The 26,394-nt window shown below is 40.8% G+C and carries 20 protein-coding genes and 1 pseudogene; 17 read left to right on the top strand and 4 right to left on the bottom strand.

What is annotated here, in order from left to right; genetic code table 11:
- Positions 1-89 precede the first annotated feature (89 nt).
- From fcpB to DI060_RS02560, 3 genes are all read left to right on the top strand, one after another.
- Entirely contained in the window at positions 90-914 is an 825-nt protein-coding gene (gene fcpB, locus DI060_RS02570) for a flagellar-coiling protein FcpB (RefSeq protein WP_108974009.1), read from the top strand.
- 79 nt (positions 915-993) lie between these two features.
- A complete protein-coding gene (locus DI060_RS02565) occupies positions 994-1,407 on the top strand; it encodes a hypothetical protein (RefSeq protein ID WP_108973379.1) in 414 nt (137 codons plus the stop codon).
- Positions 1,404-2,132: an RsmE family RNA methyltransferase gene (locus DI060_RS02560; RefSeq protein ID WP_108973377.1), complete on the top strand. Its 729-nt coding sequence runs from the start codon at positions 1,404-1,406 to the stop codon at positions 2,130-2,132. The genes DI060_RS02565 and DI060_RS02560 overlap by 4 nt, the downstream gene beginning before the upstream one ends.
- Here the strand turns inward: DI060_RS02560 and DI060_RS02555 are convergent.
- Entirely contained in the window at positions 2,112-3,698 is a 1,587-nt protein-coding gene (locus tag DI060_RS02555; RefSeq protein ID WP_108973375.1) for a hypothetical protein, read from the bottom strand. The genes DI060_RS02560 and DI060_RS02555 overlap by 21 nt on opposite strands.
- 167 nt (positions 3,699-3,865) lie before the next feature.
- On the opposite strand from DI060_RS02555, the gene DI060_RS02550 reads away from it, so the two are divergent.
- From DI060_RS02550 to DI060_RS02535, 4 genes are all read left to right on the top strand, one after another.
- Positions 3,866-5,170 carry an O-acetylhomoserine aminocarboxypropyltransferase/cysteine synthase family protein gene (locus tag DI060_RS02550; RefSeq protein ID WP_108973373.1) on the top strand — a complete coding sequence of 435 codons (1,305 nt, stop codon included), beginning with the start codon at positions 3,866-3,868 and terminating at the stop codon, positions 5,168-5,170.
- A 16-nt stretch (positions 5,171-5,186) separates the two neighbouring features.
- Positions 5,187-6,323, top strand: coding sequence for a homoserine O-acetyltransferase MetX (metX, locus tag DI060_RS02545; protein WP_108973370.1), 1,137 nt, complete (start codon positions 5,187-5,189; stop codon positions 6,321-6,323).
- Positions 6,324-6,325: 2 nt separating this feature from the next.
- Positions 6,326-6,958 carry a methionine biosynthesis protein MetW gene (gene metW, locus DI060_RS02540; RefSeq protein WP_108974007.1) on the top strand — a complete coding sequence of 211 codons (633 nt, stop codon included), beginning with the start codon at positions 6,326-6,328 and terminating at the stop codon, positions 6,956-6,958.
- Positions 6,959-7,119: 161 nt separating this feature from the next.
- Positions 7,120-8,550, top strand: coding sequence for a lipid A-modifier LpxR family protein (locus DI060_RS02535; RefSeq protein WP_167836889.1), 1,431 nt, complete (start codon positions 7,120-7,122; stop codon positions 8,548-8,550).
- Positions 8,551-8,621: 71 nt separating this feature from the next.
- Here the strand turns inward: DI060_RS02535 and DI060_RS02530 are convergent, their stop codons facing one another.
- Positions 8,622-9,470: a flagellin N-terminal helical domain-containing protein gene (locus DI060_RS02530; RefSeq protein WP_108973365.1), complete on the bottom strand. Its 849-nt coding sequence runs from the start codon at positions 9,468-9,470 to the stop codon at positions 8,622-8,624.
- 239 nt (positions 9,471-9,709) lie between these two features.
- Between DI060_RS02530 and ispH the strand changes: the two genes are divergently transcribed.
- The 10 genes and pseudogenes from ispH to DI060_RS02480 all read left to right on the top strand — a co-directional run bounded on the left by ispH (position 9,710) and on the right by DI060_RS02480 (position 21,946).
- Entirely contained in the window at positions 9,710-10,657 is a 948-nt protein-coding gene (ispH, locus tag DI060_RS02525; protein WP_108973363.1) for a 4-hydroxy-3-methylbut-2-enyl diphosphate reductase, read from the top strand.
- 2 nt (positions 10,658-10,659) lie between these two features.
- Complete coding sequence (locus DI060_RS02520; protein ID WP_108973361.1) at positions 10,660-13,191, top strand: ATP-binding protein; 2,532 nt, start codon at positions 10,660-10,662, stop codon at positions 13,189-13,191.
- A gap of 42 nt (positions 13,192-13,233) precedes the next feature.
- Positions 13,234-14,523: a response regulator gene (locus DI060_RS02515; protein ID WP_108973358.1), complete on the top strand. Its 1,290-nt coding sequence runs from the start codon at positions 13,234-13,236 to the stop codon at positions 14,521-14,523.
- Between the two features lie 9 nt (positions 14,524-14,532).
- Entirely contained in the window at positions 14,533-14,898 is a 366-nt protein-coding gene (locus DI060_RS02510) for a response regulator (protein ID WP_108973356.1), read from the top strand.
- Between the two features lie 4 nt (positions 14,899-14,902).
- Positions 14,903-15,286, top strand: coding sequence for an STAS domain-containing protein (locus tag DI060_RS02505; RefSeq protein ID WP_108973354.1), 384 nt, complete (start codon positions 14,903-14,905; stop codon positions 15,284-15,286).
- A complete protein-coding gene (locus DI060_RS02500) occupies positions 15,273-17,372 on the top strand; it encodes a chemotaxis protein CheA (protein ID WP_108973352.1) in 2,100 nt (699 codons plus the stop codon). The genes DI060_RS02505 and DI060_RS02500 overlap by 14 nt, the downstream gene beginning before the upstream one ends.
- A gap of 101 nt (positions 17,373-17,473) precedes the next feature.
- Positions 17,474-19,882 (top strand): annotated as a pseudogene (locus tag DI060_RS02495) (methyl-accepting chemotaxis protein); the annotation flags it as partial.
- A 12-nt stretch (positions 19,883-19,894) separates the two neighbouring features.
- Positions 19,895-20,371: a chemotaxis protein CheW gene (locus DI060_RS02490; protein WP_209451974.1), complete on the top strand. Its 477-nt coding sequence runs from the start codon at positions 19,895-19,897 to the stop codon at positions 20,369-20,371.
- Positions 20,372-20,380: 9 nt separating this feature from the next.
- Positions 20,381-20,896, top strand: a complete 516-nt coding sequence (locus tag DI060_RS02485; protein ID WP_244594249.1) for a chemotaxis protein CheD — start codon at positions 20,381-20,383, stop codon at positions 20,894-20,896.
- Positions 20,897-21,946, top strand: coding sequence for a protein-glutamate methylesterase/protein-glutamine glutaminase (locus DI060_RS02480; protein ID WP_108973346.1), 1,050 nt, complete (start codon positions 20,897-20,899; stop codon positions 21,944-21,946).
- Here DI060_RS02480 and DI060_RS02475 read toward each other — a convergent pair.
- The gene (locus DI060_RS02475) at positions 21,943-24,699 is read right to left on the bottom strand and encodes an ATP-binding protein (RefSeq protein ID WP_108973344.1); all 2,757 of its coding nucleotides are present in this window, start codon (positions 24,697-24,699) and stop codon (positions 21,943-21,945) included. The genes DI060_RS02480 and DI060_RS02475 overlap by 4 nt on opposite strands.
- 4 nt (positions 24,700-24,703) lie before the next feature.
- Positions 24,704-26,356 carry an acyl-CoA carboxylase subunit beta gene (locus DI060_RS02470; RefSeq protein WP_108973342.1) on the bottom strand — a complete coding sequence of 551 codons (1,653 nt, stop codon included), beginning with the start codon at positions 26,354-26,356 and terminating at the stop codon, positions 24,704-24,706.
- Positions 26,357-26,394: the final 38 nt, after the last annotated feature.

Here is a 26,394-nt window from a genome sequence, read left to right as displayed (position 1 = left end):
AAATCCGATACAGTTTGTAGGATAATACTTTACGGTAGACTGCCGTTCGGAGGTATCCTCAATTTAACCGTTTTAGGATGAACGCGGACATGAAACTTTTAAAATTTGTTCCTATCATATTCCTTGCTTTCGGTTTGTCTGCACAAACAGAGCAAAGCAGTTCACAGGCTGGCATTGACGCTACCCAGGAAGGGAAAGCAATTGCTGATACCGAGGCCGAACTAGATGGAAATATCTCCGAAGTGAATAAAAAGCTCACTCGACATACTGTCCTCTTTAAAATGAAAGTGCGCACCTTGCCACATAGAACCGTACTCTACAAAGGCAAACCAAGCCAAGACGGGGAAAAGTGCGAGGCTGCGGCCAACCAAGAAGCAAAGGACAACACCTGCCTTCACCTCGAGGTGTTTGATTTTGTTGGTTCTGATGATGGAAAATCCGCCTACAATTTAGGTGCTAAATCAAAAACTCTTGAATTGTTTTTTGAAGGCTCCAACAACGCAGACCCAGATCCCAGAAAGGAACAACCCAGAAACCTAACCAAGGTTAGGACGTATGTATACCAAAACAATTTCCAAATAGAAGACAAGATCATATCTGTGATTGCAGACACTGCTCCGAACGGAACGCCTGCTCATAACGATAAAATCGAACTATTTTACCAACACGATGGTTTCCCTCTTTGGGGTACACCAGAAACTCCTTCTGAAAAAGGGGTAGGAAAGTACATCCTTGCAAATGTGGAAAACACAAAAACAAACCCAATCCGAAATCGATTCAAAAAATCATTTTATTTCAAAAACTTAGATTATTTTGATAAGCTTTTCACTAAGATTTTTGATTACAATGACCGCGATTCCAATAAACATTATAAGAAAAATGTTGAGGCATTGAAAAGCTCTTTGAAATACTAAGAGCTCAAAGCCTACGAATGGTTTGAATTTACTAAAACACTGTCCGAATTGTTCTACGATGTTACGGTTCCCGAAGAGTATGGGAACCGTCATTGTTAGATGCCCTGTCTGCTACCATAGCTTTCAATTCAACTCTGAAACGGATAAAGATTTTAAGATAGAACTTGAGACTCCATCTAAAAGTTTTTCGTTCCAACCGAGTAAACAAGAGTATTTACATCTCCTCTCGGACCTTCTCTACGCACCGATTGATTTCTTAAAATCAAAAATTCCGAAGAAACAAACCTCGGCAACACCCTTCTGGAAAGAACCCAAACAGATTGCCGCGATTCTTTTGTATGGTATCTTGTTTTTGTACATTGTATTTTATTTTAGGTCCCCTTCCCTCGACACAAATAAACCACTCCCGAAGGAACCTTCTGAACCGACTAGCCAAGAGCCCAGAAACCCCAGTCCAGAGATCCAAAGTGATGAACCAGTATTAGAGATATGAACTGGATCGTCATCCGAGCAGAGGATCCATTTGAAAACGGCATTTATACAATCCAAGGAGATAGGCACAGACACATACAAACCATTCTGCAAAAAAAAACGAATGATACAGTTCGGGCCTTACTTACTAATGTGTGGAGAGGTATTTGTAGAATTGTTCACCAAACAAGTAACGAAACCTCACTGCAAATTATATCTATAGATTCTCAGAAGCCAATCCGTAAAGAGCATAGTTTTTCATTTGCTTTACCCAGACCACAAACAGGGAAAAAGATTTTCTATCTGTCTGGCTGTTTTGGAATCGGAACCCTCCAATTCTTTCTTCCCGAAACGAGAAACCAGGAGTATCTCACCTCTCCTTTGTATAGAGGAAAAGAATACGAGGATTATGCAAAGGGAATGTCACAAACGGGAAATATCTTCCAAGCAGAGATCCACTATTCGAAAGAGAGACATTGGAAACCAAAGACTGAAGATCAAAGGACAATTTTTGTTTTCCATCCTGAGGGAGAGGCCTTTTCCGACCTCAGAGATGTTTATTTAGCATCTAATTCCATAGAACATATTTTTGGTCCTGAATCCGGTTTTTTAGAAAATGACCTTCGATATTACCAAAGCTTGGGAGCAAAGATTGTCCGATTGAGTGATCTGAGTTTGCGCACAGAGGATGCCTATCTTGCAGCATTGTACCAAACAGACGTTTGGCTAAAAACTCATGCCACCTGAAACCAAAAAACGGACTTCATCGGTGGAGACAAAAGTCTTCTCCGCGACATCTAAGACAAATCGTCTGTAGTTCTGCACTCGAAACATCAAAGGCCCAAATGATTTCGAAATCTCTGCTGCTCCTTGGCTATTTTCGTCCACCTCAAAAAGATTACTTTGCCCACCGTAACCTTTTTTCGTGAAGAAAAAAGAGACTTGAAAAGAAGAACCAATCGGAATATAGGCAGCAGCAAACACCCGTTTCTTTTCTTTACCACCGTAGTCCTCTACCGCAAATTCAAAGCCTAGATGGTAAAAATTCAAATAGATCGTATGCAAATAACCTTTTATAGTTCCATTTCCTTGCGTTTCTAAGTTTTCAAATTTTGTACGCATTGGAGCGACTGCAGGGAATGATTGGAATCTTTCGATTTCGTAAAAGCTATCAAAGTACATTGGAATGTAATTGCCTGTCATTTGGCGTAGCTCCGGTTTTAAGATCACATTTAAATCTTTGTTCCCGATCCTGAGGCTAGCTCCATAATGTGTTCCCGTGGAATTGTCTAATGTCTTGATTCGGTTGAAGTCAAAATAAGGTGTGAATTCTAAAAAACTTAGATTCAGTAGTCGGTATTCGGCATCAAAACCTTCAACGCGCACAGTTTTACTTGTAGAGATTGTGGGTTGGTCTGAAGTTTTTTCTAATAAGGGAGCACCATTCGAGCTATAGGAGAGTGTAACGGGTGCCCCTCGGTCCCAAGCTGATGTATAGCCTAAAGTCAAACGATTGTACCAAGGATCATTCTCCGCAATTTCCACCCTTGAGTCTTTTTGTATGGGACGAATCTCCTTTTCCTTTTTTTGCTTTGCCACGGTATCTTCGGAAGATATCTCTTCCTCGACACTTTTCCTTCCGGCATCATCAATGACCTTTCCTCGTATATTCAAAAAATATACGGATCCAGACTGGTCTTGGAAAAAAGACATCACTTTGCGCCCTATTGCTAAGGGCTTAACGTAAACGCGCACCACATTCACATTGAAACTGGCGACTGAATTGGAGAAGTATTGCACACCTCCGTAATCAGAATTAGCATCAGCTAACACACTTGGATTATAAGCATCAAACCTGGAGGACGATTGGTATTTATTTAAGATAGTGCCATGTCCTACGTATCCATCGATCACTTTTCCAGCATACAAAGAGTAGGTGAATTTTCCAGGCACTTGCTGGTTGTAAGTCCCATAGGAAATGTAATTCAATGTCCGTAGATAATCTTGCCTGCTATTGTAGTCAATTTGTCTTAACTCCCCTGTGCTCTGTCCCGACAGTTTGGGCGCTCGGTCCACCGAAAGAAAATTTAGGGGCAAGGAAAAGGAATAACCAAATTGGCTCCCATGGTTATAGGTAAAGTTCGGCGAAAGATAGACATAATAATCCCCTCTGAATTGGCTAGTACCCGCATCAAATTGCAGGGCGGAGGGTCTTCGTGTTTCCGTTCCAGTAGGCGCCCATACCTGGGCTGAGAGAGAGACGGTGGCCAGACCATAACAAACACAAGTCAATAGGAAATACCGAGTCTTCATTGAGCTATCCTATAATATCGATCGAAATGTGACTGGAAATAAGAATTTTAAGCATCACCACCACATCCAATAAAACAAACAATAAGTTTAATTTAGCAGAATTTTTCTTTACATTTAAGTAGTATTCGATTTTCATGGGGAAAACGAAACTCTCTGAGGAGAATCCCATGCCAAGATCGTATCGACCTGAAACCATCGCCTTACACGGAGGACAGGAGCCTGATCCTACCACGACCTCTCGTGCCTTGCCTATATACCAAACGACATCCTATGTGTTCAAAGACACAGACCATGCAGCACGTTTATTTGGGCTACAGGAATTTGGAAATATCTACACAAGACTCATGAACCCAACGACAGATGTCTTGGAGAAACGAGTTGCGGCATTAGAAGGTGGCGTGGCAGCCCTCGCGACCGCTTCCGGCCAATCAGCCGAAACCCTTGCCCTTTTAAACATTGTGGAAACAGGACAGGAGATCGTTGCATCTTCCTCACTCTATGGAGGAACCTACAACCTTCTCCATTATACATTTCCCAAACTTGGAATTAAAGTTCATTTCGTGGACCAGTCCAATCCGGAAAATTTTAGAAAAGCAGCAAATGATAAAACAAGAGCTTTTTTTGCCGAAACGCTCGGAAACCCCAAGTTGGATACTCTAGATATTTCTGCGGTAGCTAAAGTTGCCAATGAAGTTGGAGTGCCACTCGTCATCGATAACACTATGCCCTCTCCTTATTTGGTAAACCCAATCCAACATGGTGCTAATATTGTCGTACACTCCCTCACCAAATTTTTGGGTGGCCACGGAACCTCGATTGGCGGTATCATAGTGGATGGAGGAAACTTCAACTGGGGGAATGGAAAGTTTAAGAACTATACTGATCCGGATCCTTCTTACCATGGCTTAAAATTTTGGGATGTCTTTGGAAAATTTGAACCCTTTGGCGGAGTAAACATTGCCTTCATTTTAAAAGCTCGGGTGCAGGGACTACGTGACCTCGGACCAGCAATCTCTCCTTTCAATGCATGGCAAATTTTGCAAGGTATTGAAACACTTCCGCTTAGGATGGAAAAACACTCTAGCAATGCTCTAAAAGTTGCAGAATTTTTGAGCAAACACCCAAAAGTAGAATGGGTAAACTATCCAGGACTTAAGACAGATAAGAACTTTGCGACCGCTTCCAAATACCACACAAGAGGACTCTTTGGAGCCATAGTTGGATTTGAAATCAAAGGTGGAGTTCCTTCTGCGAAAAAATTCATAGATAGTTTAGAATTGTTCAGTTTGTTAGCTAACATTGGTGATGCGAAATCACTGGCCATCCACCCAGCTAGTACAACTCACCAACAATTAACTCCAGAAGAACAGTCTTCTGCTGGTGTGAGCCCTGGCTTTGTTCGACTCTCTGTTGGCCTAGAACATATTGATGACATTCTACTCGACTTAGAAGAGGCATTGAAAAAGATTTGATCTAACGAGAAAAATCATGCCTACCACTGACAATCAAGATCAATCTGGAGAGCGGTCGGTAGGCATTGTCGAAACAAAACTATTTACCTTCCCTTCACTGACTCTAGACAATGGGGAGACCATCAAACCCCTCGAGATTGCCTATGAAACCTATGGCAAACTCTCTCCGAATAAAGACAATGCAATCCTTGTTTGCCATGCCCTTTCAGGCGATGCGCATGCTGCTGGCTACCATGAAGGAGATAAAAAACCAGGTTACTGGGACAATTACATCGGACCTGGCAAAGCAATCGATACCAACCTATTTTTTGTTATCTCTTCAAATGTAATTGGTGGATGCAAAGGCTCAAGTGGTCCACTCTCCAAAAATGGCAAGACCGGAAAACCTTACCAATCATCCTTTCCCTTTGTTTCCATCGCAGATATGGTGAATGCACAGGAAAAATTAGTCAGTCATTTCGGAATTGAAATTTTGTTTGCTGTGGCTGGTGGCTCAATGGGAGGAATGCAAGCCTTACAATGGTCAGTCAGTTACCCTGATCGAGTAAAAAATTGTATCATCATGGCTTCCACATCCGAACACTCTGCACAGCAGATTGCCTTCAATGAAGTAGGTAGGCAGGCTATCTTAGCAGATCCAAATTATTTGAAAGGAGAGTATTCATTTGAGCATAGGCCAGCAAAGGGACTCGCTTTGGCACGAATGGTTGGCCACATTACTTATCTCTCTGATGAGCTTATGCGAGAAAAATTTGGGAGAAAGCCACCTAAAGGTAACATCCAATCCACTGATTTTGCTGTGGGGAGTTATTTAATTTACCAGGGTGAATCTTTCGTGGATAGATTTGACGCAAATTCGTATATTTATGTAACAAAGGCACTTGATCATTTCAGTTTGGGTACTGGACGAGAATTAACAGCTGCACTATCCGTTGTTAAATGTAGATTTTTAGTTGTTGCTTATACATCCGACTGGCTTTACCCTCCCTACCAGTCTTTAGAAATTGTAAAGTCCCTAGAAGTGAATGCGATCCCTGTCAGTTTTGTAGAACTCAACAATCCCGCAGGTCACGATAGTTTTTTACTCCCAAATCCTGAACAAGAATCCATCATCCGCGATTTTTTACTCTCTTCTTGGGAAGAGATAGGATGAAAATGAATACTCGCTTAACCAAAATCATTCAAGAAATCGATCTGCAAAACAGACCTGACATCTCATATATTGCAAACTTAATCCAAACCAATGAAAGGATTTTGGATTTAGGCTGTGGTTTCGGTGAACTGATGTTACTCCTAAAACAAAAAGGTGTGCGAGTTCAGGGGATAGAAAAGGATGAACGTTGTGTCATCCAATGTGTAAAGAGAGGACTCTATGTCCACCATGGTGATATTGACCACGGATTGAAACACCATCTAGACAAAAGTTTTGACTACTTAATCCTAAACCAAACCATACAACAAACCTTAAATCCAGGAGATATCATCAAAGAATGCCTTAGGATCGGCAAAAAAGTGATCATCGTCTTTCCAAACTTTTCACATTGGCAAATTCGCCTAAGCATCCTATTGAGTGGAAAAACGCCAGTCACTGACCTTATGCCTTTCCATTGGTATGATACTCCTAACTTACATTTTCTCTCTGCCCAGGATTTCAAAGATTTTTGTGAAATCGAAACGATCAAAATCCTACAAACGGCTTCTTTTAATAGAAGACGAGAGATAAAATGGTTACCCAATCTCTTTGCTAGTTTAAGTTTATTTGTGATTGCGCAAAACGAAAAGAATTAAATCCCGAAAAGTTTTTCGGGATTCAAAGCTGTACGGCGATCTGCTTGGATCATTATAGCTGTCGGCAGCTAAAAAAAAATCATTAGATTTCCCTTTCGTTTTTTTTTAAGATTCTCTAATTCTAGTAAAAACAGAGATTGGATGCAAAGCGTGGGCAAGTATTGAAACAAGTTCTGCTAAGTATTCTCCTTTTTGTGTTTTTTTTTATCGGCTCGGCAAAGTTACGATCAGAACCACAAACAAGCCCAACACGTAGCATTAAACTGCATTGGGAAAATGATGTCTTCCTACTCACTGACAGAGAGTATACGAATGGTATCCGTGCAGAATACGGTCAAAGTTTACTTCTACCCTTACCCGCCTCTTGGGTATTGCACGCAATCCTATCAAGTTTAGGTGCAGATCGTACGCATAAACAGCAATATTCGGGAATAGGATTAGTTCACGCCATCTACTCCCCTCTCAATCTCTATACTTCGGATATTCCATACGGTGAAAGGCCCTACTCCTCTCTTGGTTTGGTTTCGGATAAAGCTAGTTTTTTTTGGGAAAAAAGTGCCTTATCACTGGAACTCGCCTTTGGCCAGATCGGCCCAAGCGCTCAAGGAAAATACTTCCAAGGGATCATCCACCAAATCACACAATCACCTATGCCCCAAGGCTGGGATTACCAAATTCCGAAACAGAATCTCCTTCAAGTGAATTTGGACTGGAAATATTTTTGGCTACCTCAATTTGGTTTCCAATCAACAGCACGCTTGGGGAATTTAGATTCCTCTCTCAGCATTGGACCTATATTGAGATTTGGAAAGATCAGTTCACCTAACATGGGAGGATTATCTGTATTTGATCCAAGTGGAAATTACTACAGCGAAGATTCTGAATTTTATTTCTATTTAATACCAGGAGTCAAATACCAAACTATCAACGCAACTTTAGGAAATCCAAAGGGAACTTCGATTGGCAGCCCACTTCCAAATAAAGAGGATCAATTTGTCATTTTAGAAAATGGACAAACCAATATTTATGGCCAAGCTTTGTACAATGCAGTCTTTGATGAGTCTTCTTCATCCACAATTACACGATTTTTAGCATACGAACAATTTATAGGTAAGGACCAGCCTTTTGCGATCAATTACCTTATCTTTAACTCTATTTTTAATGGGGCATCGGTCCCGAATGAAGGTCTGAAGTTTTCCATCCTTAAATCCCTGCTAGATTCAAACATTGACCAATCAAAATACCCAGGATTGAATTACTTTCTTTATGATACATTATTTAGAAATGAAACCAAAGGGCTTTCCGTTTATAGTCGCTTTTTGGCATACCAGTATTTTTACAATGGAAACCTAAATTCAGAAGAAACAAAACTCATTAGTTTGCTTTTACTTACAAATGAATCGAATGCAAAAAAAGTATACCATGTGGATCTACAAAGATTCCAAGGAAAATTATCCTTCGGTTTTATGTTTCAAAATGTAGATTGGTTTATGCAGTTTGGAGTGGAATTGAGTAGTTTCGAATACCGCGCAACAGAAAGTACTTTGCCCTTCCATCGATATACCAGTTTTCAGCTTGGGAAAAAATTCTAGAAAAGAAAACGGAGAGCTGAACTTAAGGGACCCCAACCACCTGTCCCTTTAGTTCAAACTCTCCTACCCCATTATTGGAGTAATCTCATCACTGACTGAGACTTCATGTTTGCTTGCGCTAACATTGAAGTTGCAGCCTGAGTTAAGATTTGGTATCTCGTGAAGCTGGTCATTTGTTCAGCCATGTCAGTATCACGGATACGAGACTCAGAAGCTTGTGTATTCTCATAAGCATTCATAAGTCCTTTTGCAGCGTGCTCCATACGATTGTAATAAGCTCCGAGGTCAGCTCTTTGTTTAGAGATCACTCGTAAAGCATCATCACAAAGTCCAATTACGGAGTTTGCTTTTCCAGCAGTCGAAAGAGAAATGAAAGTAAGAACCGTAGGGTTTCTTAATCCCAATGCAGCTGTATTCATAGTTTCGATGAATACTCTTTCTCTTTGGTGCATGTTTGCTCCAATATGGAACCACATACTTGCTGTAGGATTCAATCTAGCGAATGCTCCTGTGAGCAGTTTCATTTTGTTGAATTCTGCTTGAGAAGCGATACGATCGATTTCGTCCACTAACTGAGAAACTTCCACTTGGATCTGTTGTCTATCCTCTTCAGTGTAGATACCGTTAGCTGCCTGAACAGCCAACACACGAATCCTTTGAACGATTTCATGTGTTTCTTGGAGGTAGCCTTCAGCCGTTTGGATGAGGGACATACCATCTTCAGTGTTTTGTTCTGCACGTCGAAGACCCGAGATCTGAGTTCTCATTTTCTCAGACACCGCAAGTCCAGAAGCGTCATCTCCGGCTTTGTTGATACGCATACCAGAAGACAACTTCTCTATATCTTTACTCAGGTTTGCGTCATTTGACTTCAAAGTCCTGTGTGCAAAGATAGCACTTATATTGTGGTTGATAATCATCCGGGTTCCTCCTTGAATCCGTTCTCCTCCAGATCTCTGGGGGAGCTTGATGAGTTTTCGAAGAGGCCGTCCTTGGCCCTTTCAAAGAGATGATCGGTCAAATACAACTTTGGGATAATAGCGAAAATGGACTTTTTTTGGAATAAATAAAGACTTCCCTGCCGTGAGAATATGTCCCTCGAAATTTTTCTTTGCAAGTATATGGATTTAAATCAAAAAGTACCTAGGAAGGTATCACTTTGCTCGAACAGGTTTATTTAGCCAATCCAAGGGGTTTCTGCGCCGGGGTCAAATATGCGATTTCCTACGTGGATACTGTATTTGAGAATTTACAGGGTGAAACACTATACGTGAGAAAGGAAATCGTACACAACCAAAGAGTTGTTAGCGAAATGAAAAAACGAGGGATTCAGTTTATTGAAGAATTAAATGAAGCTCCCGATGGTGCTACGGTCATTTTTTCCGCTCATGGTGTCGCGCCGAGTGTTGTAGAGGAAGCCAAACGACGGAATATGAGGGTTGGTGATGCCACTTGTCCTCTCGTAACCCGAGTACATAAAAAAGCAAAAAACATCAAAGACAGCCACCAAATCATCTACATAGCGCACCGCGGGCATGATGAGGCAATTGGAACGATGGGGGAAGCAGATATGTTTCTTGTGGAAGAAGAGTCGGATGTGGAAAACTTGAAGTCCCAAATCGACCCAAACCGGCCCCTCACCTATCTTATGCAGACAACCCTATCTGTTAGTGATACCAAAAATATAGTAAAACGAATTGAAGAGGTATTCCCATTCGTTGAGCATCCCCAAAAGGATGATATTTGTTATGCCACGACTGAAAGGCAGGAAGCTGTGACAACGATGATTGATAGTGTTGATGCAATGATAGTGATTGGAGCTGCCAATTCCTCAAATTCAGTCCGACTGCTACAATTAGCCAAAAAAACTAAGCCTTTGTCCTTTCGGATTACAGGCAAAGAAGAATTAAACCCAAAGTACTTTTTAGACAACCAAATCAAAACCGTGGGTATCACTGCAGGTGCCTCGAGTCCTCAGGTATTGGTAGATGAGATCGTCAGTGAATTGCAAAGGCATTTTCCAAAGGCTAAAGTGGGTCTGTACCCTGGAAGCCGGGAGGATCTCATGAATTTTAAATTACCTAAGGAACTTTTGACTCAATTTTAAAGATGAAACATCAGGATGATTCCTTTTTTGACGCTTCGAAGAAGGATCATTTACTGATCGCCTACGAAACCCTTTCTGAAATCAACCAAGCGGTTTTTTTATTCTCTTTAGATGGGGAAAAACCTGAAATCATATTTCAAAATAGACTATCCTTTGAACCTGCATATTCGAAAGCCTTTCAATCTTTGTTGGATCTCATGTTACAACACGGTTCCCATCCAAATGGAAACCTAGAAGTTTACCATGAGGACAAACGCAAACTTCTTCGCTACCAAATCTTACCTATCAAAAGTTTGGCTCATCCCAATGGAAAGTGTTATGCATTTAACTTTGAAGATGTGAGTCATATCGACGAGTTCTTTCGGATCGAAAAACAGAGTAACCAATTTTTACAGTTTAAGAACCAAATTTTTGCTCTATCGATACAAGAATCAAATACATATAAAGTCATCAAAGAGACTCTTTTTAAACTCAAAGAATTGGTAAATGCAAATGAAGTAGAATTTTGGTCCCAGGAATCATCAAGTTCTTTGATTGAAAATTTTCCGAATGCTTTGCATGACCCCTGGATATGTTTAGAAAGCACAAAAGCACTTCCCTTCCTGGATGCGAAGTTTGTTCGGACACTTGCAGAAGAACAACAAGGTGAAGTCATTCAAGTTTTACCCTCCAAATCAAAAGAAACCAAAGACCTTATTTTAATTGTTCCTGATAAAAATAAGACAAGAGGACTTTTGTATATAGAATCCTTACATTCCGATTGGCTCGGTAAACATATTGATTGGATGAAAGTGATTTATATCCTTGAAACTTTTTTTTTCCGAAAGAAAGCCCAAGAAGAAGCCTTTCTCTATCGTTCCATGTTCCACCAAAATTCAGATGCTAGTTTGGTAATTGGAGCACTACCGAATAAAAACAATGAATGGATCATAGAAATTGCAAATGAAAGTTTTTTTCAACTGACTGGATACAGTGAAGAGGAGGTGATTTCCCGATCCTTATCCCTTTTATTCGGAGAAAGGAGCAAAAGAAAATCCATCGATCAACTCTATTCAAAACTTTCAATGAAGATGAATTTTGAGCTAGAACTGATTTGCTACCGAAAGAACGGATCTTCCTTTGATACAAAATTAACGACTTCTATGATCAAGGATTCGGAAGGACAAGTCAAATACATCTTGATCAACCTCATTGATCTAAGTTCGCAAAAGATTTTGGAAGAAAATCTCTCAAAACGGATGTTATTTGAACTTGGAGTCTCTTCCACGACTCAGGCATTGATACAGCCAACGCCTAGCCATTCTACTTTGCATGAGGCTCTAAAAGATTTTATCTACTTTACTTCGATGGATTCATTTTGTCTGCTCAGGTACCTACCCGAAAGACAAAATATCTATTACGAAATCATGATGGAAGTGAGTAGAACAGATGCACATCTCAGCATCCAAAAAGCAAATCTTTCGCATGAGTGGCTGGAGCTCGGGTTTCAGAATTGGCACGAAAACCTACAAAAAGGAAATTACGTTTCTGTTTCCAAACCAGAAGCCGATCCTAACCAGAAATGGTTCTTTGCTAGAGGTGTACAATATATACTTTTAATACCCTTGGAAATCCAAGGAAAGTACTATGGATGCATCGTTTGGGAAAAGAAAAAGATCTTTCCCTTGGATGAGGACGAAATCCAACTCTACCGAACGGTCGCAAATTGGATCGGAACCTATCTGGAACGGATTCGATTATCCAATGAGTTGAAGCTTCATAGGGATCATCTCGAGCTTCTTGTGGACCGAAAGACAGCCGACCTCAACCAAGCCAAAGAGAAAGCAGAGTCAGCCAATCGTGTAAAATCAGAATTTTTGGCACATATGAGCCATGAACTGAGAACTCCTCTCAACTCCATCATAGGCTTCTCCCAATTGATCAAACTTCCTGAAGAAAACCTACCTGGAAAACAATACCTCAACATCATCCATCAATCAGGAAACCGGCTGCTAAAAATGATCAACGAGCTCTTAGAGTATTCAAAATTGGAAGCAGGTAAAGTAGAAGTACTAATGTCGGAGGTGTGTATCTATGATTTGATCATGAATTGCAAAGAGAACTTAACCCCTCAACTCAAAGAAAAAAATATAAACGTACTCTTACATACCAATCAATTAGAATCATTCAAATTATTTACAGACAAAACTAAATTATTTCAAATCATTTTAAACATTTTATCCAATGCAGTAAAATTCTCTCCTCCCAATGCAAATATTATCGTCACATTAAACAAAGAGAGTTCTTATCTGTCATTGTCCATCCAAGATTTCGGAGAAGGCATCTCAGAAAAAAACAAGAGCCGAATCTTTGAATCATTTACACGGTTGTCCGCATCCCCTAACACAGAGGGTAGTGGTCTAGGGCTTGCCATTTCAAAAAAATTGGCTGACCTTATCCGAGCGAACATTTGTTTCGAAAGTAGCGAACATTTAGGAAGTACATTTCAGGTTTTACTGCCACTCAACGATAATTTAGCAAATTTGAATAAATGATTTGCTCTCTTCTTATTTTGAAGTAGAATGCTCAGATAATTGATGGCAAATCTACTCCCTTTTCAAAAACAAAAAGAGACTTCTTCGGATTTTTCAAAGCGTAGACCGTCCTTTCCCGTTTTAATCATAGAAGACAGAGAAGAAAACCAAATTCTTTTGTCTGGCCTATGCGAAGAAATAAATGTCCAGTCAAAAGTAGCTGCCAATGGGCAGATTGCACTCGAGTTGATTGCTCGCGAAACCTTCAGTGTCTTTATTGTGGACTTGATGATGCCGGTGATGGACGGAAAGTCATTTATCAAAGAACTAAAAAAAATCCATCCTGATGCCGTTATTTTAGTACAAACTGCGATTGATTCGTCAGATGAAATCATAGAGATCATGAAGTTGGGAGTGTATGATTACTTAATCAAACCCCTTCAAATTGAACTCTTCAAAGTTGTTCTCGAAAAGGCTTTGGAATACCGGTATCTGATCGATATCGAAAAAGTTCTTTTGATGGAAGAATCAAAAGAATTGAGAGAAGAGTTGGAATGGTTAAGTTATAAAGAGAGTAAACGTAAGATTGATAGCCAGAGTGCAGAAATGATGTCGATTTATAATCTAAAGACTACACTTTCCCAAGGTACTGGACTTGGGACGATGACTACACTCATCGATAGCATACAAAGTACGTCCGAGAAGGACGCAAATAAAAACCTTCTAGTAGATTCAGACCTTATGCACCTCCTCTTTGAAAACAATGACCATACAAAATCAATGATTCGTGGTTTGGAAGCAGCAGTTGCCACTTTGGAACAATCGGTTACTTTAAAAGCTCTGAGCTCTTCTCATCTGTCCATTTTAATCCAACACCAGATCGATGACTATAAGCCATTCACTGACATCAAAAATCTAAAAATCAATCCACCTTTGGTTCGCACAGAATATGAGATCTGTTTAGATGAATCTCTGATCGTCTTAGCCATAAAGGAACTCCTGCTGAATGCCATTAAATATGCATCCATGGGAACGATCATAGATACCTTTATAACGATCATTGAAGGATACCTTTGCCTCTCCATAAAAAACAGCATCAACGATGATAGCTATGCAGAGTATTCAAAGCAAAACCAAAAACTACTGACAGTACCCTTCTTCCGCTCACATCCACCGGTAGAGGCTGTTCACCACATAGAGCCATTCAGCTTAGGTCTAGGATTGACTATGGTAGATTACATAGCGAATAAACATAACGGAATGTTCTTTATCAGAAATGCAAAAGACCATACTTCTGATCCTATCAGCCTATGCACAATTGCCGAATTTTTTATACCCATACAAAAAAAATAAGAGGATCTCATGTCAAAAAAAATACTTATCATCGATGACTCTGCAGTTTTCAGAAAGATCATTTCTGTGCATCTAAAGAACGCAAACTTTGAATTGGTGGAAGCCGGGGATGGTCTCGAGGGCCTAAGCAAATTAGAAGAACACCAAATCGATTTAATTGTATCGGATATGAACATGCCCAATATGGATGGCATTAGTTTCATCAAAAAGACAAAGGAAAATCCAAAATATAAATTTACACCCATCATTATGTTAACGACTGAGTCTCAGCCAGAAAAAAAACAACAAGGCATGGATGCCGGAGCAAGGGCATGGCTCACAAAACCATTTTCTCCAGAAGAACTCTTAGAGACAATTTCCAAGCTACTTGTATAGGACCATGGAACCCAAAGTTCTAAGAAAAGATAAAGAGAATGGAGTCTTACTTCGATGGGATGGTTATCTTACGATTCCTTTCATCCAGGTTTGGAATGAACTTTTGCAGAAGGAAGATATTTTCCATTCCCAAAATCTCCATATCGATTTGCGAAATATCCAGAGGATCGATACCGCTGGTATTCAATGGATGATTTATATAGAGAGGCTATGTAGACAAAAAAATATAAACTTAAGTTTCCAGAACCATCCAAAACCCATCTTACAGATATTAGATTTATATGGATTGATTGGTTTTTTTGGAGATAAAATCAAAATCACCAAAGAGGAAAGTAGCGAATACTCTCTTTCTTATGGTACCAAAAAGGAAGGCAATGGATCTTTCTGAAGTTATTGATGCCTATATTCTAGAGTCTCAAGACCTTTTAGAATCCATGGAGGAAATCCTACTTCGATTGGAGCAGGAGACTCCCTCAGAAGAGGATTTAAATGCGCTCTTCCGAGCGGTACACACTATTAAAGGTACTTCCGGAATGTTTGGTTTTAGTGAAACAGTTAAGTTTACACATACCTTAGAAAATCTTTTGGATGAGCTCAGATCTCATAAAATAGATTTGAACCAAGCACTCGTTAGTATATTGATTCGTTGCAAAGACCAACTTTTGGAGTTTGTCCTAGAAGAACCAAAACACAATCTCACAAATGCACAGTTACAAAATGCGGAACTTCTCTTAAACGAGATACGAAAAGATAATGGAGAGAAACCATCTCTTCTGAATGAAACCCAATCAATTGCGCATGCGCTTCCCAAAAAAAACAATGCAGATGGAACTCAAAACTACCTTATTTCATTACGACCTCACCAAAACGTCTTTCAACTCGGCTTAGATCCATACTCCTTTCTCAATTATTTAAAAAAATTGGGAACAATTCTTTATCTGAAAACCATTCATTCCTCAATCCCTGAAGAGAACTCTTACAATCCAGAGTTGTGTTATCTTGGATTTGAGATTCGATTCGATAGCAAAGAACCAATCGAAAAAATCCGAGAGGTGTTTGAGTTCTTAGAAGCAGATGCTTTTCTTCATATCCTTCCGCCGCACTCCGATCTGCAGGAATTGGTCGACCTATCAAGCCAACTTCCGGAAGAAGAAATCTATTTAGGAAATATTTGGAAGGAGATGGGCACCATCTCTGACAATCAACTCGTACGCTTTCTTGGGATATTAAAACATGGATCTTCAGAAGTTGAAACACAGCTTCCTAGCCTTGAACCAACTAACAAAGAGATTCCAATAGACCAAAACAAAGCCAACCATACACTCCGAGTGGATGCCAATCGGATTGATGCCCTCATCCATAGAGTTGGCGAACTTGTTGTTGCCCAAGCCAATCTCAACCAAAACCTCTTGGGAAAGGCTGATCCTATCCTACAAGAATCTTTGTTCCATGTCGGTAGGCTACTGACAGAAGTGAGAGAGATCTCCTTGAAACTCCGCATGATTCAGATCGGCGAAGTGCTACAAAAGTACCAAAGGATTGTTCGGGATTTAGGCAAAGAATTGAATAAATCTATCCACCTCAGCATAGAAGGGAAGGAAACAGAATTAGATCGCAATATTTTAGATAAACTTGGGGACCCCTTGGTCCATATGATCCGCAATGCCTGCGACCATGGACTTGAAACAAGTGAAGAAAGACTCCGAACAGGTAAACCAGCTACCGGTGAGTTGAAAATCCGAGCCTACCACGATACAGGAATGATCGTCATAGAAATATCTGATGACGGACGAGGGATTGATCCTGAGATCATATGGAAAAAAGCCATCGAAAAGGGAATCGTGGACGGGCCTATCCCAGAGGCCAAAGAGGACGTCTACTCACTACTCTTCCATCCAGGATTTTCAACAGCTGCCACGATTACAAATGTTTCGGGCAGAGGTGTCGGATTGGACGTTGTGCACAAAAACATTGAAGCCTTGAGAGGGAGCATCACCATTCACTCGACCAAAGGTAAGGGCACGAGCTTCCAGCTGAGATTACCTCTCACACTTGCCATTATCGATGGGTTTTTGGTGGGTGTTGGGAAATCGCATTATGTAATTCCTATGGATTCGGTTCTCGAATGTTTAGAATTCTCTGAAGAACATTCAGAAGTCAAAAACCAATTTTTCCCTTTGCGAGGGGCTCTCATTCCATACATTAAAATGAAAGATGCCTACGATATACAGGACAATGTGTCCCAACGTAGAAAGAATATCGTAATAGTCCAAACTGGTGAAAAAAAAGCGGGTCTCGTTGTAGACCGTTTGTTTGGAGAGTTCCAAACTGTCATTAAACCTATGGGTTCTGTATTTCAGCATGTAAAGGGCGTTAGCGGGTCAAGTATTTTGGCTGATGGAAGCGTCGCACTCATAGTTGATCTTCCTTCCTTGTTTGAAAGAACTATGTATTTAGAACGAAATAAAAATTAAATAGAGAGTACACCATGAAAAAAATAAATTCCTTGTTCCTGCTAAGTGTGGTCCTTGTGACTAACCTACTCCTTTTCGTTTGGATCACTCTGCAGGCAAAATCCTTTTATGATGAATCTGAATCGATTGCGAGGTCTTCGAAGGAAGCCATACTTTCTTCTGAGAAACAAGACCAATTTCTCTCTGAAAAAGGAAAATCTCTTTTGGCTTCCTTAGAATCATTAGCTGAAGATGAAACTAAAAATGAGAAAGATGCCAAACTGACTTTAAAAGAACTGATCGGCAAATACAAAGACGATTTTCAACCTAAAGTATCTAGCCAAGGCAAAACAAAAGTAGAATCTTTAGACTTGCAGAGTTCTCTTACTCTTCTCCAAGGCATATCCCTTTCAGGTATCCTAATCCTTCTTATTTTTTATGTGCTTCTCTACCTCAAATGGAGTGAAACCGAAAAAGAAAGGAAATTGATGTCCGGAGCTTTGGGTAGGATAACCACAAATGTTATGTTAGCTGATAAGAATTTGAATATCATCTACATGAATGATGCTGTTAAAAAAATGTTTACTCTTTCGGAAGCAGACATCCGAAAACAACTCCCTCATTTTTCGGCAGACAAACTGATGGGTACAAACATTGATCTATACCACAGAAACCCAGCGATGCAGAGAGGTCTCTTACAAGACCTTCGCTCAGAACATAGATCCAGTATCCGAATCGGTAACCGCGAATTCAATCTCATCGCAAATACAATCTTTGACGCAAAAGGCAAAAAATTAGCCAATATTGTGGAATGGGCAGATATGTCCGAAACCAACGCTGAGCAAAGGGCTGTGGAAAAATCACAAGCAACGATTGAGTTTTCAACTGATGGTAGCATCATTAAGGCAAACGAAAATTTCCTTTTATTGATGGGATACAGTTTAGAAGAAATCAAAGGAAAACACCATCGCATCTTTGTGGACCCGAAGGAAGTTCAATCAGAAGATTATAAGAGATTTTGGGAATTACTCAATCGAGGTGAACACCAAACAGCTGAGTTTCGTAGAATTACAAAATCGGGTTCTGAAGTATGGCTCCAAGCAACCTATACTCCAATCCTAGACACGACTGGTAAACCAGTGAAAATTATTAAATTTGCAAGTGATATCACCCACCAAAAGATAAAAAATCTAGACTATGAAGGCCAGATCGAGGCTATCAACCGAGCACAAGCGACAATTCAATTCAAACCGGATGGTACAATCATTACGGCAAATGATATTTTTTGCAAAACAATGGGTTACGAATTGCATGAAATCCAAGGAAGGCATCACAGAATGTTTGCCGAACCTGAATACGCGAATTCAGAAGACTACAAACATTTCTGGGAATCCTTGTCGCGCGGTGAATTTCAAACTGCTGAATACCGTCGGATCGGGAAAGGTGGCAAAGAGGTTTGGTTACAAGCAACTTACAACCCAATCCTTGACATTTCAGGAAAGACTGCCCGTGTTATCAAATTTGCAACCGATATAACATCTCAGAAAAAACTCTCCTTGGAAACAACTCGAGTAGTGGATGATTTGGTAGTAGGCTTAAGTGCTCTTGAGGCAGGAGATCTTACCGTTCAACTCACTAAACAATATGAGTTTGGTTTTTCAAAACTCCGCGATTCTTTCAACAACACAACACTCACCCTTATTAAAATCTTGAATGAAGTAAAGACAAATGCAGATGCTCTTGTGAATGCAGCAGAGGAAGTATCTTCAACAGCAGGCACACTATCACAGGGAGCAAGTGAGCAAGCGGCTTCTGTAGAAGAAACGACTGCCTCCTTGGAAGAAATGGGAGCTTCCATAGACCAAAATGCGGAGAACGCGAAACAAACAGATACGATAGCAACAAAATCTGCAAAGGAGGCAAAACAAGGTGGGGATGCCGTGAAAAAGACTGTCCAAGCCATGAAAGAGATAGCAGATAAGATTTCCATCATTGAAGATATTGCCTACCAAACCAACTTACTTGCGCTCAATGCTGCGATTGAAGCGGCAAGAGCTGGTGAGCATGGAAAAGGCTTTGCGGTAGTCGCATCGGAAGTACGAAAACTCGCAGAACGAAGCCAAAAGTCTGCGAATGAAATTGGTACTTTGGCAGGAGGTTCGGTCGAGATAGCGGAAACAGCTGGTAAATTGATTGAAGAAATCGTACCTGCCATCAACCGCACAGCAGATTTGGTCCAAGAAATCGCAGCAGCTAGCCAGGAACAATCCTCTGGGGTGAATGAAGTCAATAAAGCAATGTCTCAATTGGACCAAGTATCCCAACAAAGTGCCTCAGCCTCAGAAGAGCTTGCCGCCATAGCCGAAGAATTGAAATCAAGAGCCGAACAATTGATGGGTTCAATAAACTTCTTCAAAATCAGTACGGCGGATTCCTTTGTTGCCCAAAAGAGGACTCCTCAGAAAACAACTTCCCTTCCTAAAAAAAGTGAGCCAGAGTCTCCCTCAAATGATCGATACCAGAAATTTTAAACAGGTAAGGCCATGATAGAAGATATCCAGTACCTCACCTTTGAAATCTCGGATGAATTCTTTGGTTTAGGTATATTACACATCAAAGAAATCATCGAATTTGAATCGGTTACCCATGTTCCTATGATGCCAGAATACATCCCTGGGGTCATCAACTTGAGAGGAAATGTGGTACCTGTTCTGGATTTGAACCTAAGGTTATATAAAAAGCCAACCATAACTGGAAGAAAGTCTTGTATCATCATCACAGAGATTCAATTAGAAAATGAATCTATGGATGTTGGTCTTCTTGTGGATGCCGTAAATGAAGTGGTCGATATCCCAGAAACAAAGATCGAACCACCACCTAATTTTGGTTCTAAGATTCGTTTGGATTTTATAAAAGGTATGGGAAAAGTTGATGAGAAGTTTGTCATACTCTTAAATATTCACCATCTATTGAATTTAGATGAAATGAATCTGGTCCATGAATCTGCCAAGAATTCTTAAATGGGTCCCTTGGACGAAACACCACGAGTCGTAAAAGATATTTATCTTAATCCGGGGGAATTCTATTTTGGTGGCCCCAACCTTCGACTCCGGACATTACTCGGTTCTTGTGTCTCTATTGTCTTATGGAATCCGATCAAAAAAATCGGAGGTATGTGCCATTTTGTATTGAGCCATAGAACAGATTCTAATGAAGCCCGTGAAATTTCTGGAAAGTATGGAGACGAGGCATTCCTGCTGTTTCAGAAAGAAGTAAAAAAACACAATACACAACTTTTTGAATATGAGGCAAAGGTGTTTGGTGGTTCGCATATGTTTTTGAAAGAGGAAGAGGATATTTTCAAAAGAGATGCGGTTACGAATATGAATTCTGTGGGAGATAAAAATTATATTTTTGCAAAGAAGATTTTAGAGGAACATTCCGTCAAAATAGTTTCAGAAAGCCTGGGAGGAAACCACCATCGTAAAATCATTTTTACCGTTTGGGATGGAGAGGTATGGCTTGATACACAAAGAGGAAATTAAATGAAAAAAATCAAAGTCTTTGTCATAGACGATTCCGCAGTTGTCAGACAAGTATTAGGCGATGCGTTTAGTAAAGATGAACAATTCCAATTTTTAGGTAGCGCCCAAGATCCTATTTTTGCATTAGATAAAATGAACTCCAATTGGCCTGATGTGATTGTTTTAGATATTGAAATGCCTAGAATGGATGGTATTACGTTTCTAAAAAAAATTATGGCCGAACGCCCCACTCCCATTGTGATTTGTTCTACTCTGACAGAAGAAGGCTCTGATACGGCACTTCTCGCCTTGCAACACGGAGCTATGGAGATCATCACAAAACCAAAAATTGGCCTGAAAGATTTTTTGCAAGAGGCGCACACCCAATTAATGGATGCTGTCATAGCAGCTTCACAGACAAACCTAACGAGGTGGAAAGCTCCTAGCGAAACGCCAGCACAAATCACCAAACAAAAATTAACAGGTGATATCTCACAAATCCAAGCTACAGAAAAAATAGTGGCCATTGGCACCTCTACGGGCGGCACGATCGCCCTGGAGACCATTCTAACAAAACTAGCAAAAGAAAAAACACCCGGAATCGTGATTGTACAACATATGCCTGAAAAGTTTACAGAAGCCTTTGCTAGACGGCTGAACCAAATCTGTGATATAGAAGTAAGAGAAGCAAAAGATGGTGATCGAGTCTCACGCGGTCTTGCCCTCATTGCCCCCGGGAACTACCACATGCAGCTTAAGAGGTCTGGCGCTCAGTACTATGTGGAAGTCAAAGAAGGACCCTTGGTGAACCGACATCGTCCTTCGGTTGATGTTCTCTTTCGATCTGTTGCAAAATCAGCAGGAAAAAACGCACGTGGGATTATTCTAACTGGAATGGGTGATGATGGCGCTAATGGAATTTTGGAAATGCATGAAGCGGGAGCCAACACCTATGCACAATCAGAAGAGAGTTGTGTTGTTTTTGGAATGCCAAAAGAGGCCATCAAGCGAGGCGGGATTGACCAAATCCTCAACCTCACTGATGTCCACTCGGTGATCTCAGGCTACTAGAGATTCGCGAGTTCCGAGGTAACCTTCACCATCCTTTGGTGGATTTCTTCGGGAGACTCTTCTTTGATCACTTCATCAGGTTTGATCTTAAAGATAGGCTGGCCCTTTGTAACAATCTTTCCATCAGAATCTACCATCAAGTTTTTGGTGATCGTTCCACTCACAGGTGCCAAAATTTTGTTGAACATCTTCATCACTTCTATGATAAATAGTGGCTGCCCAACTTGGAAGTGTGCACCTTCTTCAATGATCGCAGGAAGATTCGGTGCTTCTTTGGAATAAAACATACCACCCATCGGCGCAACTATTTCATCCCCGCTCATTTTTGGTGGTGGGTTCAACGTTTTGATCAGAGCATCTCTTGTTTCGGCTTTTTTGAATGTTTCTGGCACTACACCTTCTAAGTTTTCGTCCATTCCCAAAGCGAAGAAATTTGCTTTCACTCCGATGTTTGGAATGATGAGAAGGGTTTCGAGACCCGCTTGGAAGCCTTTATGCGCGGCCAAAGCCTTCGACCATTCCTCTTCACTGAATACTGCGGTTTTTGGATTCTTTTCCGAGAGCAATAATGTGTTCAAATCTTGCCATTTAGAAACTCCCGTGCGTTTGGCAACTTCCGAATAGAAAGCTTTTGCTTTTTCGAGTAAGTTTGCATCATGGTCCCAAATTTTTTCGGAAGGTGGTTTACTTGCAACATCCTCCCAATTTAAATAATGGTACAGTTTGTCCAAAAACACAATTGGATTTTCGGAAAATTGGATTTGTTTTCCACTACGATCCCAAAGTTTTCCGTCAAAATAACCCAAAAACCCACCTAACACATGCGGATTGGAGAGAAGTTTCTCAATAGGTCGAACGACCAGTGTTAATTTTTTGGCGAGAACCTTTTTCAAATCCGCATCCGCTTGCTTTGTCTTTTGGTTCCAAAGGTATTCCAAATCAACATCATTTGTTACGGATTGCAAGGATCCAATGCCTGCCAAATAAGAAATCATGAAGGCAGTGCTAGGTTTGAACATCGCATCCTTGCCAAGTATCCATTGGATAAGCCCATAATGAACAAGCAGGTTTGTTTCTAGATTTTGGCCTCGTAAGACTGTCCTACGGAGAATATCTCCCAAAACCTCTAAATTTTTGGTTCTAGTCTCTCCATAACTCACAATCAAAGCAACGTTCGAATCGTATGCACCAGCTAAATTATAGTGAACAAAGGAACCTGTGTCTGGATTTCTTGTGCATATGCCTTGGTCATCTCGGATTTCTCCAGGCAATGGTGGAGACCAATTTTGGATGATGCCTCCCGCATGTGGTTGCAATGCTCTATTTGTCGCATTGATTCTCACTTCCGCGCCAGAGATATTTCTCACTATCCTTTCTGGTTTTGGAACTCTTGGCGCATGTAAGGAAAGAATAGCCATCGCTTCCACAAGTGAATCTACATAAAAGAAGTCTTTTGGATCAGAAGGGTTTACGAACTTAAGCTGATATACCATTTCTGTCACTCGGTGCTCTACTTGGATCCGAGTATTGACTTCCATAAAGAAGAAACTATTTCCTTCCACAATGCACTCAAAAGTAGAGACACTATTCAAACGAATGGCTTTCCCAAAAACCTCTGCTTGGTGTTCCATATCTTTGAGAGTAGCGAGATCTTTTTCCAGGATGGCTGCTTTTTTAGGAGAAGACACTTTCACGTCTTCAATCTCTCTTTGCAATAACTCTTGTGTGAGTGAAATCTCTAGGAGTTTTTGCTCATGCATTTGCAAAGAACAATCTCTACCACCTAGCGATAGAGACCACTCACCGTTTCCAATCATCTGGATTTCATTGTGGCGAGTGTTTTCTATATTCAATTCTATGAGAAAGTTTCGGTTAGAACCTACGGCAGTCACTTTTGATTCCGCGAGGATTTCCATGACAGCAGAATCAATTTGAGAAGCCTCATTGATGACCCTTTGTCCCTTTCCGCCACCACCACCGATGTATTTAAATCTAATTCTCTTTCCTGGGAATTGTTTCCAAATATCTTCACACTGGATTTTGGATTCCTTTTGCAGATCTTCAATGCTTGTAAGATCGATTGTTTTTTCGTAGGAGGCCTGCAAAAGCAATTCAGCGTTATCTTCTAAGCTTAAATTGTCTTGGAAAGTAAAGCTGATCTGCTTTTCCTTTGCCACTTTCAAAAGTCCATCTTTACTTGATCCCGTTTTTCTGACGAGAGCGAGTGCGGTAATATTGTCCACACCAGGAGTTACGGATACTTTTAGAGACCTTGCTAATTTTTTTGCTTCGTCTTTTGCTCCAGCACCTTTGGCAACGTGAGAGCTTGGCCCCATAAAGATCAGTCCTGAAGTTTCAATCGCCTCAATAAACTCAGCATCTTCCGCCATAAATCCATATCCGGCAAATAAGTGGGTATATCCATTGTCTTTGGCAATGTCGATGATTTGTTTGATTCTTTGCTCTTTCTCTTCTTTGCCTGCTCCCATATAATCTGGGACTCGGTGGACATTTTCAGGGAAACGGAAGTTTCTCAATTCAGGTGCCAAAGCCTTTGGGTAAACAATGGAATCTTTTTCTGAGAGTAAAATCCCATACTCTCTGACACCAATCTGGTCAAAGACATCCATGGTTTCCTTTCGGACAGGCCCTCGGCAGACAATTAGGCATTTGATGGATTCGACACTAAAAGAACGAACCCATTCTGACTTTGCATCTTGGAACTTAATACGATTAAAATTTTGATCAAGCATGTGATTACTCAAACTCCCTTTGAGGACCGCTCATAGGCGCAGGTGTGTATTTTGACATGAGGAAATTCAGATTTTTGGCTAGGACCTTTCTTGTGAAACCAGGCAAAATGATAGAAGAAACAGATCCTAAAGAGAGTGCCTCTTTAGGATTCATGAGTTCTTTTTCATACTTTTGGCTGACTTGTGCAAGTTTTGTATCCCGAAGTGTTATCGCTTCTTTTTCTGACATTCCTGATTTTACATTCGCCAGGTATTCCTTTTGGATTGCAGATATTTCATCCTTGTAGACGTATTCCTTTCCTGCTGGGCCCATGACGGCAATCCTTGCAGTTGGTAGAGCAAACACAGCAGAGGCTCCTGTAAAATAAGAGTTAAATGTAGCATACGCACCACCGAAGGCATTTCGGATGATTAAAGTTAAACGAGGTGTACGAAGGTCAATGATAGAATCCAAAAGCTTTCGTCCTTCCAAAACGATACCATTGTGTTCCTGGTCACGACCTGGCAAAAAGCCAGTTGTGTCTTCGATGAATACCATTGGGATATTGTACAAATTACAAAAGCGCACAAAACGTGTTCCTTTTCTTGAAGCACCAATGTCAATCTGTCCCGAGGAAACGGCGCTATTGTTTGCAAGGAATCCGACAACATGTCCACCGATGCGGCCAAATGCGGTGACAATGTTTCTTGCCCTTTGCGGTTGCAATTCAAAGAACTCTCCGTGATCACAAATCTGTTGAAGATACAAAGTGATGTCAAAAGGAGTATTCATCCCGGTAGGGCTATTGAATGTTTTTCGGAAAAGGATATCTTCCTCATAGATAAAACGATCAAGAGCATCTGAGGTAGGATAAAAGGGTGCATTTGATTTGTTATTATCTGGCAAATAGGACAACAAACGAATGGCCGTACGTAAGGAGCCTAATTCGTCATTTGTGACTAGGTCAACTACCCCTGATTGGCCATGTACCTTTGGCCCACCGAGATCATCCGCAGAAATATCCTCACCTAATACAGATTTGACAACTCCTGGGCCTGTCAAACCAAAGAAGGTATTTTCACATTGGATCATGAACGAGCCTTGTCTAGGTAGGTAAGCTCCTCCACCCGCATTGAATCCAAACATTAACATGATGGATGGAACCACTCCACTGATCTTTCTAAGAGCAGTAAAGGCTTCAGAATATCCATCTAAGCCACCGACCCCAGCGGGGACATAGGCACCCGCAGAATCATTCATTCCAATGAGAGGAATGCCATGCTCCCCTGCCATCATAATGAGCCTTGCTAATTTGCTACCGTTCGTGGCATCCATCGAACCTGCACGTAAAGTGAAGTCATGTCCGTAGACTGCAACATCGCGCCCATCAATATTCAATATTCCAGTGATGATAGAGGCACCATCTAAATTCGGTCCCCAGTTTTGGTAGGTGATATTAGGTTCTTTGTCGGTGAGGACTTTGATCCGCTCCCAAACAGTCATTCGGTTCTTGGAGTGTTGGACCCTAATCCTATCTTCACCACCACCTAAGAATGGTTTTTCGATTAATTCTTTGCCCAATTTTAAGGCATCATCATAAATGCCGCTGCCAGAAGTAGCGCCTGGATCGGCTTTGGTTTGAAAGGGATTCTCAAGCGAATATTGCGTTTTTTCCATAGACTTATTTCCAATTTTCCAGGAGGAATGGTGTCGAA

It is taken from the genome of Leptospira ryugenii (assembly GCF_003114855.1).
Classification (GTDB): Bacteria; Spirochaetota; Leptospiria; order Leptospirales; family Leptospiraceae; genus Leptospira_A; species Leptospira_A ryugenii.
The sequence above is the reverse complement of the archived record's forward strand: the minus strand, read 5'-3'. Positions and strand labels throughout refer to the sequence as shown.

Bases quoted from the DNA above. Each gene is read 5' to 3' on its own strand.
- DI060_RS02565 (WP_108973379.1), top strand. From the start codon at position 994: ATGGGAACCGTCATTGTTAGATGCCCTGTCTGCTACCATAGCTTTCAA.
- DI060_RS02560 (WP_108973377.1), top strand. From the start codon at position 1,404: ATGAACTGGATCGTCATCCGAGCAGAGGATCCATTTGAAAACGGCATT.
- DI060_RS02510 (WP_108973356.1), top strand. From the start codon at position 14,533: ATGTCAAAAAAAATACTTATCATCGATGACTCTGCAGTTTTCAGAAAG.
- fcpB (WP_108974009.1), top strand. From the start codon at position 90: ATGAAACTTTTAAAATTTGTTCCTATCATATTCCTTGCTTTCGGTTTG.
- DI060_RS02470 (WP_108973342.1), bottom strand. From the start codon at position 26,356: ATGGAAAAAACGCAATATTCGCTTGAGAATCCCTTTCAAACCAAAGCC.
- DI060_RS02480 (WP_108973346.1), top strand. From the start codon at position 20,897: ATGAAAAAAATCAAAGTCTTTGTCATAGACGATTCCGCAGTTGTCAGA.
- DI060_RS02490 (WP_209451974.1), top strand. From the start codon at position 19,895: ATGATAGAAGATATCCAGTACCTCACCTTTGAAATCTCGGATGAATTC.
- DI060_RS02520 (WP_108973361.1), top strand. From the start codon at position 10,660: ATGAAACATCAGGATGATTCCTTTTTTGACGCTTCGAAGAAGGATCAT.
- DI060_RS02500 (WP_108973352.1), top strand. From the start codon at position 15,273: ATGGATCTTTCTGAAGTTATTGATGCCTATATTCTAGAGTCTCAAGAC.
- metW (WP_108974007.1), top strand. From the start codon at position 6,326: ATGAATACTCGCTTAACCAAAATCATTCAAGAAATCGATCTGCAAAAC.
- DI060_RS02555 (WP_108973375.1), bottom strand. From the start codon at position 3,698: ATGAAGACTCGGTATTTCCTATTGACTTGTGTTTGTTATGGTCTGGCC.
- DI060_RS02515 (WP_108973358.1), top strand. From the start codon at position 13,234: ATGGCAAATCTACTCCCTTTTCAAAAACAAAAAGAGACTTCTTCGGAT.
- DI060_RS02530 (WP_108973365.1), bottom strand. From the start codon at position 9,470: ATGATTATCAACCACAATATAAGTGCTATCTTTGCACACAGGACTTTG.
- DI060_RS02505 (WP_108973354.1), top strand. From the start codon at position 14,903: ATGGAACCCAAAGTTCTAAGAAAAGATAAAGAGAATGGAGTCTTACTT.
- DI060_RS02550 (WP_108973373.1), top strand. From the start codon at position 3,866: ATGCCAAGATCGTATCGACCTGAAACCATCGCCTTACACGGAGGACAG.
- DI060_RS02475 (WP_108973344.1), bottom strand. From the start codon at position 24,699: ATGCTTGATCAAAATTTTAATCGTATTAAGTTCCAAGATGCAAAGTCA.
- metX (WP_108973370.1), top strand. From the start codon at position 5,187: ATGCCTACCACTGACAATCAAGATCAATCTGGAGAGCGGTCGGTAGGC.